Raw genomic sequence first — 13407 nt, 5'->3', positions numbered from 1 at the left:
CACCATGCCAGCACCCACCCTGCCCAAAGCGCTCGCCTTTGATGTGTTCGGCACGGTGGTCGACTGGCGCACCAGCGTCATGCGCGAATCCGCCGTGTTTCTGGAGCGGATCGGGCAAGATCCCGGCACCGCCGCAGCCTTCGCCGATGCCTGGCGTCGGCAGTATATCTCGGCGATGATCGGGATGAAGAAATCGGGCCGGACCTTCGTCCCGCTCGATGTGCTGCACCGCGAAATGCTTGAGGCGACCTTGCGCGAATGGAGCGTTGATCCCGGCCGGATTGACGAGGCGCTGCTGGCCGACTGGAACCGGGCGTGGCACCGGCTCGACCCGTGGCCCGATGCGGTGGCGGGGCTGACCCGGCTCAAGACACGGTTCCCGATTGTGACCCTCTCGAACGGCAATGTCGCGCTGCTGGTGGCGATGGCGCGGCATGGCGGATTGCCGTGGGACGCGATCCTCGGCGCGGAGGTGAGCGGGGCTTACAAGCCCGACCCAAGAGCCTACCTGCGCACCGCCGAACTGCTGGGCATTGCGCCGGGCGAGCTGAGCCTCGTCGCCGCGCACCACGGCGATCTTGCCGCTGCCCGCGCCTGCGGCTTGCTCACCGCCTATGTCGATCGCCCCGACGAATATGGCGGCGCGCCCGCACCCGATGCCCATTACGCGCAGGCTTGGGAATGGTCCGCCACCAGCCTGACCGACCTCGCCGATCAACTGGGCTGCTGAGCTACCGGCACCGGACAATTTGACGATTCTCGAAATGACGATTGACTTGGGCGCGGCCTCCGTTATTTCGATCATTCTCGAAAGGTGGCGCGATGGACGATCCTGACACGCAGGTTTGGGCGGTGGATGCGCTGGGTGCGCTCGCCCACGAAACGCGGCTCGCGGTGTTTCGGATGCTGGTCAAGGCTGGCCCGGACGGCATGATCGCTGGTGCTATCGCCGAACATCAGGGCGTGCCGCCCTCGACCATGTCGCATCATCTGGCGACGCTCGAACGCGCCGGGCTGGTGCAGTCCGAACGCGAAAGCCGCCTGATCCATTACCGCGCCGATTATCCCGGAATGCGCCGCCTGCTGACGTTCCTGATGCAAGACTGCTGCCAAGGCGCGCCCGAAATGTGCTCCGACCTGATGGCCGGACTGGCCTGCGAACCCCATGGCTGAGGACAGCATGACCGACACCCCGCTCGGCCTGTTCGAGCGTTACCTTTCGGTCTGGGTGCTGCTCGCCATTCTGGCTGGGCTGGGGCTGGGCATGGCGGCGCCGGACACGGTCGGCGTCCTTGCCAGGCTCGAATATGCCTCGGTCAATCTGGTGGTCGCGGTGCTGATTTGGGCGATGATTTTCCCGATGATGGTCGGGGTCGATTTCGGCAGCATCCGCGATATTGGCCGCAAGCCCAAGGGCCTCGTCATCACGCTGGTGATCAACTGGCTGATCAAGCCCTTCACCATGGCGGCGCTCGCGGTGCTGTTCTTCGACTATCTCTATGCCGGGATTCTGCCGCGCGGCGACGCTCAGGAATACATCGCCGGGTTGATCCTGCTCGGCGCTGCACCCTGCACCGCGATGGTGTTTGTCTGGGCGCAGATGACGCGGGGCGATCCCGCCTACACGCTGGTGCAGGTGTCGGTAAACGATCTCGTCATGATCATCGCCTTCGCGCCGATCGTGGCGCTGCTGCTCGGGGTGACCGACATTGTCGTGCCGTGGGAGACGCTGCTGCTGTCGGTGGTGCTCTATGTCGTGATCCCGCTGGTCGCCGGAGCCTTTACCCGCAGCCGGGTCATTGCCGCACATGGCGGTGACGACGCGGCGATTGACGCTTTCACCGCCCGGCTGAAGCCGTGGTCGGTCATCGGGCTGCTGGCGACCGTGGTGCTGCTGTTCGCATTTCAGGCGGGGACGATTGTTGCCAATCCGCTGCTGATCGTGCTGATCGCGATCCCGATCATCATCCAGTCCTACGGCATCTTCGTCATCGCCTATGCCTGGGCGTTTGCGTGGAAGGTGCCGCACAATATCGCAGCGCCCTGCGCGTTGATCGGCACGTCCAATTTCTTCGAACTGGCGGTCGCGGTTGCCATCGGGCTGTTCGGGTTGTCGAGCGGCGCGGCGCTGGCGACGGTGGTGGGCGTGCTGGTCGAAGTGCCGGTGATGCTGTCACTGGTCGCCTTCGCCAACCGCACCCGCGCGCGCTTTCCCGGAACCCCTGTATGACCGAATACCAGTGGCTCAGAACCCTGCCCGATCCGGCGCACCTGCCCGCGCTGAAGCCGGAATATGCGCATCGCCGCCCGGCGCTCGGCCTCGGCCCGCTCGATCCGCCGCCGCGCATCCTGCTGCTCTACGGCTCCCTGCGGGAGCGATCCTTTTCGCGGCTCGTGGTCGAGGAGGCGGCGCGGCTGCTGCAATTCTACGGGTGCGAGACCCGCATCTTCGATCCGCGCGATCTGCCGATGCCGGACGCCATCGCGGGCGACGATCATCCGGCGGTGCACGAATTGCGCGAACACTCGCTGTGGTCCGAAGGGCAGGTGTGGTGCAGCCCCGAACGTCACGGCCAGATCACCGGGATCATGAAAACCCAGATCGACCACCTGCCGCTCGCCTATCAGGGCCTGCGCCCGACACAAGGGCGCACGCTGGCAGTGATGCAGGTTTGCGCCGGATCGCAGAGCTTCAACAGCGTCAACACGCTGCGCATTCTCGGGCGCTGGATGCGGATGTTCACCATCCCCAACCAGTCCTCGGTCGCCAAGGCCTATCTGGAATTCGACGCGGCGGGGCGGATGAACCCGTCGAGCTATTACGACCGGATCGTCGACGTGGTCGAGGAACTGGTGCGCTTCACCGTCCTGCTACGGCCCCATGCCGCGCAGCTGGTGGATCGCTACTCTGAGCGCAAGGAACAAGGCACGCCCGTCGAAACCCCCGCCGATGCGGCCGGGATCACCAGGGCCTAACCCCTACCCCGCCTTCGCCACCGCTTCGTAAAACGGATTGTCCGCCGAATAGTAATTGCAGTGGAAGCCCGAAGGCACCCGGAAGGGGATGCGCACGGTTGCAATCGGTCCTGCGGCAATATCCGTGGCGGCGAAGATCGCGAGTTCGCTGGTGGGCGAATTGGCGCGGTGCACCAGCGTCATCGCATAGCCATCAGCCTCGTGGGTCGCGCCCACGCGTGGGGCGACCACCAGCTCGCCTGCGGCTGAGCCGGGGCCGAAGTGGTAGAAGTCCTCCTTGCCGCTCGCCGTGTCGTAATGCAGCACCGCGTCCATCCCGTCGACCCGGCCATCGACCGAATAGAGGTTCATGTTGCCATAGGCGTGGCGGGTCTTGCGCGCCATCATCCGGTCATCGGGACGCGGGAACTGGATGTCGCGATCGTTGAGGGTGGCCTCCTTCATGCTCGCGCCGGCAATGTCGATGGTCCAGCGGCGCAGCGACATCTTGGTGTCGGCGTGGGTCAGCCAGTTGCCATCCTGATCGGGGAACAGCGCGGTGCCATTGGCGGCGGCGACATCGGCGATGATCTGGCCGTTTTCCTCCCAGGCATTGCATTCGTGGAACATGTGACGCGGATCGAATTCGAACCAGCGCACATCATCCGCCGTGCCTTCCCGCGGGAGAATCGCAAGCTTGGTCGGGCGGCCGGTGTTCCACGCGGTCATCGGCCCGCCGCGCATCCCGCGCTGGATATCGGTGTCGAGCGGCACGACCGGGATCACCACCCAGTTTTCGGTGAGGAAGAAGGTGTGGATCAGCGCGAAGTGCGGGATCGGGATCGTCACCGCGTGGCGCACAACCCCCTCGGCGGTGGTGATGGTGTATTGCAGCGCGGCCTCGCCGGTCCAACCGTTGATGTTGGCGCCGATGTTGACCAGCTCGCCGGTGGCATAATCGATCTTGGGGTGGGCCGAGAAGGTCGAGGCGATGGTGCCGTCATAATCATGCACCCCCAGCGTGGTCAGCTCGAACGGGTCCATCGCCACCGGCTGCGAGCCTTCCATCAGCGCCAGCAACTTGCCGCCGTGCAGGATGATGTTGGTGTTGCCGGTGTTGTAATGCTTGCCCTGCACCGAAGGGTCGGAGGTCATCGGGTTGCCGAACATCCCGAACAATCGGCGACCGGCGGCTTTCTCCAGTTCAAACTTTTCGGTGCGCACCCAGCGATTGCGCAGGGACACGCGCCCGTCCTGAAAGTGCATGGCGTAGACCATGCCGTCGCCATCGAACCAGTGATAATCCCCCTCGCGCGTGGGATAGAGCGGCTCTGGCCCATTGCGGTAGAACACACCGGCGAGATCCGCGGGCAGATCGCCGTCGACAATCAGATCAGGCGCGGTCGCTTCAAACCGCACCGGCTCGTGATGGCCCGACAGATAGGGGTGGTTGAAGAACGGCTGAGTCATGGTTCCTGCTCCGGTTTGGGGCGAAGCTGCCACACCGGGAGGCAGCCTTCTGCTAGCATTATGAGGGGCATCTCACCCCGTGATGAGGGCATCGGTCGCGGCGCGATCCAGCCACAGGGCGTGGACCCCGAACGGCACGGGCTGCGGCAGCGGGATGCGGCATTGCTCGGTCATGGTGGCGGCATCGGCGACGATCAGCACCGCGCGCGTGCCATCGGCGAGCAGGTCGACCAGCCAGCCTTCATCTTCGCCTTGACCCTCACCGCGCGGCACGAACACCGGCTCCCCACCGAGCAGGCCGCCGTAATCGAGATACCCGGCCTCGCGCTCCTCAAACAGGTCGTACTTGAGCACGCCCTGCCCCATCACCCCGCCCGCTTCATCAAGCAGCCAGGTGTAGCGCGCCGGCTCGCCGTGGCGGCGCCAGTCGATGCCGGGGCGTTCATAGTGGTGATCGAGCAGCACACGCTCGGTCACTTCGCCGCTCGCCCAATCGAGCCGCCAGTGGACGAATTGCGTGTGAGGCTCGGCCGGGGTGTGGATCGGCATGAAGGGCGGATAGTCGCGGAACACCGGGGCATAGACATGCAGCGCGCCGTCCGCTTTCCAGCCATTGGCGATGTGCCAGATATGGCCGGGTGCAGCGGTCTCGAACCAGCGCACCGGATCGCCGTCGCGGTGGTCACGCGCGATGACGCCGAAGCGCAGGGGTTGCTTGGCATCGAACTGCGCCACGCTGGCATCGGGCCCCGCAAGCCCGCCGGGATTGAAGCGCAGCGAGCTGTCGGGAAAGATGATGTGCGTGTCTGTCAGAATGTAATCATGCACGAAGAAAGCGGCGGGCTTGGCCTGCATCACCGTGCTGGTCTGGATTGCCCCGCCGCGTTCCAGCCGGGTCAGATGAGTCGTGCCTGAGGTAAAATCCTGCCCGATCGAATAGACCGTGCCGGTCGTCGCGTCGGTCTTGGGGTGGGCGCTGAAGGGGCAGGCAAGCGTGCCGCCGAAGGTCTCATTCGCGCCGCGCCCGTCCAGCGTCAGCCAGCCTTGCGCATCGCGCGCCACATCAAGGCGGAACGGCAGCGCCGTCTCCTGCAAGCAATACAGCCGGTCGTCATGGTGCAGCACCGCCGTGCCATTGCTGCCCGCTTCGATGGCGCTGAGGCGCGGGAGCAGGCCGAACCGGACCTTCAGCCGCTCGACCATCAGCCCAGCCAGCGCGCCCTTGCCGCCGCTGGTGAGATCGGCGATCCCCATGAAGGGGTTTCGCCCCGCCTGCTCGATCCAGGCAGAGCGCGGGGTGCGGACATAGGTGTTGGAATAGCGCGCCTCGCCGCCGCGCAATTCGATCATGTGGAGCATCGCCTCGCCATCGAACATGTGGCGGCGGCGGCGTGGGGGAAAGCGGGCGTTGGTGCCGTTGCGCAGGAACACGCCGTCCAGTTCCGGCGGCAACTCCCCCTCGATCACCAGCGGCACACCGCGCAGCTCCGTCTGCACCGGGTCAAAGCCGGGGTGGCCATAAGGATCGGCCCCGTTTTGCGGGAGGATTGTGCCGGGTGCATTCATGGCTGGAGCCTCTTTTTCGAAGACGCGCTAGGTCGATTTCATTGCAGTTATAGCAATATTGCCAGCACCCACTGCCCCCAGAAATATCAGGTGCATGGCCCCACTAGACGGGTCAAAACCCGCGAAACGTAACGGCAAGCGGTGTTACAAGGCGACCCGCTCAATTTGGACAGTTGCCGCTGGTGCCGTGATACTATGCAATTCTTGCAATTAAAGCCGCGGCAGCGCGCTCTGCGCTGCAAGACAAAGGCGCAAGAGAATTTCATCTTGGGGAGAGTAGGATGACATTGACGACCAGCGCGCGACGGACGTTTCTTCGGGCGGCCCTTCTGAGCACAGCCCTTTCAGCGACCACGGCTTTCGCGCAGACGGCTGATACCGCAGCGCAGGAAGCGGCACCGGATGACGATTCGATCAAGGAAATCGTCGTAACCGCGCGGTTCCGGACGGAAACGCTGCAAGACACTCCGATCGCGATCAGCGCGGTCTCGGCCCAGTCGATCGAACAGGTCGTCATCACCGACGTCAACAGCCTGCAACGCCTGCTGCCCAACGTGCAGCTGAGCCGGATCAACTTCAGCGGTCAGGCGCTCGGCGCGTCGATCCGCGGGATCAGCTTCGCCGACTTGGAAAAGACCTTCGATCCCGCCATTGGCGTGGTGATCGACGGCGTGTTCCTTGGCACCAACACCGGCGCCAATATCGACTTCGACGATCTGGAATCGATCGAAGTGTTGCGCGGGCCGCAGGGCACTTTGTTCGGACGCAACACCATCGGCGGCACCATCAGCGTGCGCCACACCCGCCCCACGGGCGAGCTCGGCGGCAAGTTTAAGGCGCGCTATGGCAGCTTCAACGCGCTCGATCTCGAAGGCGTGCTCAACCTGCCCCAGATCGGCGATGCCCTGTCGATCAAGCTGGCGGGCCTGCGCCGCACATCGGATTCGCCGACCATCAACCGCTACACCAACGAACGCGAAGACGGGCGCGACATCTACAACCTCAGCGCCACGGCGCTGCTGGAACTCGGCGACTTCACCGCTTTGGCGAGCGTGGCCTACAACAAGGACCGTTCGAAGTTTCCCACCGCAATCAACCTGACGCGCGCCTCCGGCCTCCCGTTCGGTGCAGGCGGGAACATCTGTGACTACACCAATGCGATCGGCCTCGGCGATCTGGGCTGCGACACGCAAGGCGCGGTGCGGCAGGCGACGGAGAACTTCCGCCTCGCCAACACCAGCATCCCGTTCGAAAGCTTCTTCGAAGGCTGGGCCGCCAGCCTCGAAATGAACGCCAAGCTCGGCAATTTCAATTTGACGGCGATCACCGGCTTCCGCAAATCCAACGACCAGCTGCTCGAAGAAAACACCGGCACGCCGCCCGCCTCCTACACCGGGGTGCCGGGAGCAGGCGTTCCGCTGTTCGTTGCCGCGCGCGATCAGGACTACAAGCAGTTCAGCCAGGAAATCCGTGTCGCAGGCGACATCACCGACTGGATGGATATCGTGGCCGGGGTCTATTACCTCAACACCAGCTATTCGATTCAGCCCAACCTGTTCAACGGCACGCGCGGCGGCCTTGCCTATCTGGCCGTGCCGCTCTTCCCGCCGGCAGTGCCCGCGCCGACCTTGATCAATGTGCCGATCCAGAGCGCGACGGCGGCGCAGGATCTGCGCTCCTTCGCGGTGTTCGCGGAATCGATCTTCAAGCTGAGCGACAATATCCGCCTCACCGCAGGCGGGCGCTACACCATCGAAACCAAGGAGTTCGAGCTCAACCAGACCCTTGCCGTGCCGTTCAGCGCGGATGGCAAGAAGACCTGGCGCGATCCGACCTGGCGTGTGATCCTCGACTGGAAGCCGACCGACGATACGCTGATCTACGGCAGCTGGTCGCGGGGCTTCCGCTCCGGCGGCTGGAACGGCCGCGCCACCACCGCCGCCGCCATCGGCCCGTACGAACCGGAAACCGTCGACAGCTTCGAAGTGGGCGCCAAGACCGAATTTGCCGATGGCAAGATCCAGCTCAACGCCGCCGCTTTCTTCGTGAAGTACAACGACAAGCAGGAAGAAATCATCCGTCCGGCCACGGGTGGCGGGACCGAAACCATCGTCGATAACGCCGCCAGCGCGGAGACCAAGGGTATCGAGCTTGAACTGATTGCCCGGGCCACGCCTGAACTGACCTTCCGGGCAGCCGGGGCATACCTCTCGGCCAAATACGAAGACTTCCTGATCCCCAATCTCGCCAACCCCGGCCAATTTGTCGACATCACCAATGTCGCCAACTTCCGCCGCGCGCCGAAATGGACGGGCAATGTCGGTCTCGATTACGACAAGGCGTTGGATGATCGCAACAGCATCAACTTCAACACCAACCTTGCCTATCTCGATGACTTCTTCACCTCGCCCCGGCGTGACCCGACCGGGCGCAACCGGGATACTATCGCGGCGCACACCACGCTCGATGCCTCGCTCGCGTTCATCCATTCGGGCGACACCTTCAAGCGTTTGCGGATCGCCGTCTATGGCCGCGATCTGCTCAACAAGGGCAACCGCATCACCAACACGCTCGATGCCGGGGTGTTCTACTTCGGCGTGGTCAGCGCCAACCGCGAAGGCGGCGTGGAACTGAGCATCGAGTTCTAAAGCAACCGGGCCCGGACGTTCGCGTTCGGGCCCGCCTTGCGCAGCGGAAGGCGCAGATGGACACGCAATCCCGACTGGCGTTGGCGGCGGACAAGCTTGAATGCGCCGAACTGGTGGCCACTATGGCGCGGGCGATTGACCGGCGCGATGCCGCCTTGCTGGCCAGCCTGTTCCACCCCGACGCGACCGACGACCACGGCCTGTTCAGCGGCACGGCGACAGAATTTGTCGCGTGGGTCATGCCCCTGCTCGCGACAATGAAGCAGACCCAGCACGTCATCGGTCAAAGCCTGATCGCGGTCGACGGTGACCGCGCGGTGGGGGAAAGCTACTTCATCGCCCATCACACTCTGGCAGGCCCCGATGGCGATCTGTTCATGGTGGCGGCCGGGCGTTACCTCGATACCTTCGAACGGCGCGAGGGCGTGTGGAAAGTGCTGCGCCGTCACGCGGTCTATGACTGGAACCGCACCGGCGCCTCCACCGACAATTTCGACCGCGCCGATCCCGGCCCGATGGCGTTTGGCCGGGCGGACCGCGAAGACCTGTCCTACGCCTATTTTCAGGCCATCGGCGCGGGTTAGCTCCCGACCCGCACGCCGACCCTCAGGCCTGGTGGATCGCCTTGACCACCATATAGCTGTCGAGCCCTTCCGAACCGCCCTCGCTGCCGAAGCCGGACTCCTTGACCCCGCCAAACGGCGCATCAGCGACCGAGATCGCAAAGCTGTTGATCCCGACCATCCCCGCCTCCAGCGCGTCACCCACCAGATTGGCGGTGCGCAGATCATGGGTGAAGGCAAAGGCGGCCAGGCCGAACGGCCCGCGGTTGGCCTCGGCAATCGCTTCGTCGAGCGTGGCAAAGGGCCGGGTGACAGCGACCGGGCCGAAGGGTTCGGTGTTCATGATCGCAGCTTCATTGGGCACATCGGCGAGCAAGGTCGGCTGGAAAAAGAACCCCTCACCATAGGCTGCGCCCCCGGTCAGCAACCGGCTGCCGCGGGCGGTCGCATTGCCGATCAGGCTGGTGAGCGCAGCCGGGCGGCGCGGGTTGGCGAGCGGGCCCATCTGCACCCCCTCCTCCAGCCCATTGCCGACTCTGAGCGCGGCTGCCCGCTCGGCAAAGCCGGTGAGGAAGGCCTCGTAAATCCGCTCCTGCACATAGAAGCGCGTCGGTGCGACGCAGACCTGCCCGGCATTGCGGAACTTCTGCGCCACCAGCACATCGAGCACCTTGGGAAGATCGACGTCGTCGAACACCAGCACCGGCGCGTGCCCGCCCAGCTCCATCGTGATCCGCTTCAACCCGTCCGCCGCGAGCCGCATCAAGTGCTTTCCGACTGCGGCCGAGCCGGTGAAGCTGACCTTGCGGATCACGGGTGAGGCAATCAGGGTGCGGCTGATCATGTCGGGCACGCCGAACACCAGCTGCGCGGCATTGGCCGGCACCCCGGCATCCAGCAGGCACCGCATCAGCGCCGAAGACGAAGCAGGACATTCTTCCGCCGGCTTGGCAATCACCGAACAGCCCGCCGCCAGCGCGGGCGCGAGCTTCTTGGCCAGCATGTAGACCGGGAAATTCCACGGCGTGAACACTGCCACCGGGCCGACCGGCTGCTTCAGCACCATCGCCCGCTGGCCGGTGGGGCGCACCAGCACCCGGCCATAGGCGCGCTTGGCCTCCTCGGCATAGAAGTCAAAAAACGACGCCGCACCCATGATCTCGCCCAGCGCTTCGGCCTTCGGCTTGCCCTGTTCGGTGGTCAGCAGCACCGCGATGCTATCGGCACGTTCACGGATGAGCGCTGCTGCCTTGCGCAAGATCGCCGCGCGCGTGTCGACATCGACCATGCGCCACGCTGTGAAGCCCTGCTCGGCGGCAGCGAGCGCTTCTTCCAGATCGGCCGGGGTCGCCACCGGCAGATCGGCAATACCTGACCCAAGCGCGGGGTTGAGCACGCGCAAGGTCTCCCGCCCCTCCCCACTGCGCCAACTGCCATTGATGAAAAGCGCAAGATCCGAAGTGTAGTCCTGGGTCATGGCCGGTCCTGTTGGTTGGGGCGCTGCGATCACGCTCCGCCTAGCCGATGCGCGGGGCCAAGAGACCTGTGTATTTTGCACAGGCGACCCTGCCCGCGCCTGTCAGAGAGGATAGCTTGCACGCCCGACGGCCGCGCGGCTACGATGCGCCAGCAGTGGCAGAGGGGCTCCCGATGACGATCAGCGCGCAGACGGACCCCCACCAGCACCCGCACAGCTCCGCCAATCCGCCGCCGATCGCCCCCGAACTGGCGGCGCTCGACAAGAAGCTCGGCAAGCTGGTGGTGAACCGCTTCACCTACCGCCTGCTCCGGCTGCTGGGACGGTTTGTGCGCCCGCCGTTTGATCCCGCCGGTGTCAGCCTCGAATATGATCATTCCGGGGGCGAGCGGATCGCGATCATCACGCCCGAGACGCGTCGCGGCGATGGTGCGCTGATCCTGTTTCACGGCGGCGGCTTTGTGTTCGGACGGCCTGAGGACATTTTCCCCAAGGCTGCCATGTTCGCCAAGGCGCTGGGCGTGCCGGTGATCTGTCCGGCCTATCGGCTCGCGCCCCAAGCCCCCTTTCCCGCCGCGCTCAATGATGGCCACGCCGCCTGGCACCGCGTGCTCGCCCGCGCCGAGGCGCTGGGGATCGACCCGGCGAAGATCGTGATCGGCGGATACAGCGCGGGCGGCGGCCTTGCGGCCAATCTGGTGCACCGACTGCACGACGAGGGCGGCCCGCAGCCCGCCGCGCAGTTGTTGATCTACCCGATGCTGGATGATCGCACAGCGCAGCGCCGCGACCTCGATACCCCGCGCCACAGCATCTGGAGCAACGCCAACAACCGCTTCGCCTGGCCCGCCTATCTCGGCGGGAAGCGCGATGCGCAGGCCCTGCCTTACGCCGCCGCAGCACGCCGCGCGGATCTGTCAGGCCTCCCCCCGGCATGGGTGGGCGTCGGCAGCTGCGACCTCTTCCTCGACGAAGTGCGCGACTATGCGGCGCGTCTCGCCGAAGCGGGCGTGGCAGTGTCTTACGAAGAAGTCGCAGGCGGGATCCACGCCTTCGACATGGACGCCAACCCGCTGGCGAGCGCCTTCACCGCCTTGCAGGTGGACTTTACCCGGTACCACGTGGCCTGACTGGCAGCGGTACAACAATCCAAAGAAAGTGGAGCAGCAGCGCTGGAGCGGGTGAAGGGAATCGAACCCTCGTCGTAAGCTTGGGAAGCTTCTGCTCTACCATTGAGCTACACCCGCATCGCGCAAGCGGCGTGGGCCGCTTGGTGAAGTGCGGCGCGCTTGCCATGATTCCGGGCGGCGGGTCAATATGCGATTGCCGCCCTGCGGCCGCGAGACGCCCAAGGCGAGCGCGCTGATGCTTTGTCATTGCATAAATTTAAGCTCTGGTGGTTTATGTCGCCAACGTGCCGGGCGTGCCGGACATGGGAGTCCCGAAGCGTGTTGTTTCCCCGGCGCCTGCTTGCCTTCATCGAATCGCTGGGCGGTGCCGATGCGGCGAACACCTTGAGCGCGCGGCTGCGCGGCGGGGCTCCGCCTGCGGGGCGCTTCAGAGTGCGGCGCGGGGTCGATATTGCTGCGATCCGCGCCTGGTGGAGCGGCGACGCAGCGGTGGCTCCGGGGCCGTTGGCGGATGACGCGGCGCTTGTGGTGCTCTCCCAATGCGCCGGAAATATCGAAAACCCGATCGGCATGACCGCCTTGCCGCTGGGCGTGGCCGGGCCGCTCAGGGTCAACGGATTGCACGCGAGCGGTGATTACTGGCTGCCGCTCGCCACCAGCGAGGCGGCGCTGGTCGCCTCCTATGCGCGCGGCGCCCACGCCATCAATCAGGCGGGCGGCACCAGCGCGGCGCTGCTGGGCGAGAATGTCGCCCGCGCACCGGCCTTCGTCTTCGCCTCGCTGGCAGAGGCTGGCAGCTTCGTCGCCTGGGCGACCCGGCACGAGGCCGATCTCGCCGCCGCCGCCCATGCCACCACTCGCCACGGTCGGCTGCAAGCGATCGAGCCGATGATCGACAGCGACACGGTGTTTCTGGTGTGCCGCTACACCACCGGCGACGCCTCGGGCCAGAACATGGTCACGATTGCGACCGAGGCGATGTGCCGCTGGATCATCGCGCATACCCCCGTGCAGCCGCTGCACTGGTTCATCGAGGGCAATTTCTCCGGCGACAAGAAGGCGAGTTACCTCGGCCTGATCGGCGGACGCGGGCGCAAGGTTTCGGCCAGCGTCACGCTGCCTGCCGAAGTGATCCGCCGCACGCTGGGCACCGATGCCGAAACGATGCTGGCCTATGCGCGGGTGGCGCAATTGGGGGCGACGCTCTCGGGCCAGATCGGCGCCCAGGGGCATTTCGCCAACGGGCTCGCCGCGCTGTTCATCGCCACGGGGCAGGATGCAGCCTGCGTGGCGGAGAGCGCGGTCGGCTTCACCCGGATGGAGCCGCGCGCGGATGGCGCGCTGTTCATGAGCGTCACGCTGCCCAATCTGATGGTCGGCACGGTCGGCGGCGGTACGGGCATGCCGCACCAGCGCGCGGCACTGGAGCTGATGGGGCTGGCAGGCAGCGGCAAGGCGCGGGCTTTGGCCGAGGTCAGCGCCGGGCTGTGCCTTGCGGGCGAGATTTCGATCATGGCGGCGATTGCCAGCGGAGTGTTCACCAGCGCTCACCACAAGCTCGCCCGGACACGCGGCTGAGCCGATGGCAAGCGCCCGCC

The 13407-nt window shown here is 65.5% G+C and carries 11 protein-coding genes and 1 tRNA gene; 8 read left to right on the top strand and 4 right to left on the bottom strand.

Annotated features, from left to right (window positions below):
* Positions 1-4 precede the first annotated feature (4 nt).
* The 4 genes from GVM20_RS14875 (at position 5) to arsH (ending at position 2976) form a co-directional block, all read left to right on the top strand.
* Positions 5-730: a haloacid dehalogenase type II gene (locus GVM20_RS14875; protein ID WP_166547976.1), complete on the top strand. Its 726-nt coding sequence runs from the start codon at positions 5-7 to the stop codon at positions 728-730.
* A gap of 92 nt (positions 731-822) precedes the next feature.
* Positions 823-1173, top strand: a complete 351-nt coding sequence (locus tag GVM20_RS14870; protein ID WP_166547975.1) for an ArsR/SmtB family transcription factor — start codon at positions 823-825, stop codon at positions 1171-1173.
* A complete protein-coding gene (arsB, locus tag GVM20_RS14865) occupies positions 1166-2230 on the top strand; it encodes an ACR3 family arsenite efflux transporter (RefSeq protein WP_166547974.1) in 1065 nt (354 codons plus the stop codon). Before GVM20_RS14870 ends, arsB begins: the two co-directional genes overlap by 8 nt.
* Positions 2227-2976 (top strand): arsenical resistance protein ArsH, encoded by a 750-nt coding sequence (gene arsH / locus GVM20_RS14860; RefSeq protein ID WP_166547973.1) that lies wholly within the window; start codon positions 2227-2229, stop codon positions 2974-2976. The genes arsB and arsH overlap by 4 nt, the downstream gene beginning before the upstream one ends.
* 3 nt (positions 2977-2979) lie before the next feature.
* On the opposite strand, the gene GVM20_RS14855 is transcribed toward arsH, so the two are convergent.
* Together GVM20_RS14855 and GVM20_RS14850 are read right to left on the bottom strand one after the other, a co-directional pair.
* A complete protein-coding gene (locus tag GVM20_RS14855) occupies positions 2980-4425 on the bottom strand; it encodes a carotenoid oxygenase family protein (protein WP_166547972.1) in 1446 nt (481 codons plus the stop codon).
* Between the two features lie 72 nt (positions 4426-4497).
* Positions 4498-5991 carry a carotenoid oxygenase family protein gene (locus GVM20_RS14850; protein WP_166547971.1) on the bottom strand — a complete coding sequence of 498 codons (1494 nt, stop codon included), beginning with the start codon at positions 5989-5991 and terminating at the stop codon, positions 4498-4500.
* Between the two features lie 281 nt (positions 5992-6272).
* Here GVM20_RS14850 and GVM20_RS14845 point away from each other — a divergent pair, with 281 nt between their 5' ends.
* The gene (locus GVM20_RS14845) at positions 6273-8639 is read left to right on the top strand and encodes a TonB-dependent receptor (protein WP_166547970.1); all 2367 of its coding nucleotides are present in this window, start codon (positions 6273-6275) and stop codon (positions 8637-8639) included.
* Positions 8640-8695: 56 nt separating this feature from the next.
* Positions 8696-9223 carry a nuclear transport factor 2 family protein gene (locus tag GVM20_RS14840; protein ID WP_166547969.1) on the top strand — a complete coding sequence of 176 codons (528 nt, stop codon included), beginning with the start codon at positions 8696-8698 and terminating at the stop codon, positions 9221-9223.
* 22 nt (positions 9224-9245) lie between these two features.
* Here the strand turns inward: GVM20_RS14840 and GVM20_RS14835 are convergent, their stop codons facing one another.
* Positions 9246-10679: an NAD-dependent succinate-semialdehyde dehydrogenase gene (locus GVM20_RS14835; protein WP_166547968.1), complete on the bottom strand. Its 1434-nt coding sequence runs from the start codon at positions 10677-10679 to the stop codon at positions 9246-9248.
* Positions 10680-10834: 155 nt separating this feature from the next.
* Between GVM20_RS14835 and GVM20_RS14830 the strand changes: the two genes are divergently transcribed.
* The gene (locus GVM20_RS14830; RefSeq protein ID WP_353653172.1) at positions 10835-11809 is read left to right on the top strand and encodes an alpha/beta hydrolase; all 975 of its coding nucleotides are present in this window, start codon (positions 10835-10837) and stop codon (positions 11807-11809) included.
* Positions 11810-11852: 43 nt separating this feature from the next.
* Here GVM20_RS14830 and GVM20_RS14825 read toward each other — a convergent pair.
* Positions 11853-11926: transfer RNA gene (locus tag GVM20_RS14825), tRNA-Gly, on the bottom strand.
* Between the two features lie 201 nt (positions 11927-12127).
* On the opposite strand from GVM20_RS14825, the gene GVM20_RS14820 reads away from it, so the two are divergent.
* Positions 12128-13387, top strand: coding sequence for a hydroxymethylglutaryl-CoA reductase (locus GVM20_RS14820; protein WP_199799642.1), 1260 nt, complete (start codon positions 12128-12130; stop codon positions 13385-13387).
* Positions 13388-13407: the final 20 nt, after the last annotated feature.

The sequence above is a fragment of the Porphyrobacter sp. SLTP genome, assembly GCF_009905735.1.
In the GTDB taxonomy this organism is placed as follows: Bacteria; Pseudomonadota; Alphaproteobacteria; order Sphingomonadales; family Sphingomonadaceae; genus Erythrobacter.
The sequence above is the reverse complement of the archived record's forward strand: the minus strand, read 5'-3'. Positions and strand labels throughout refer to the sequence as shown.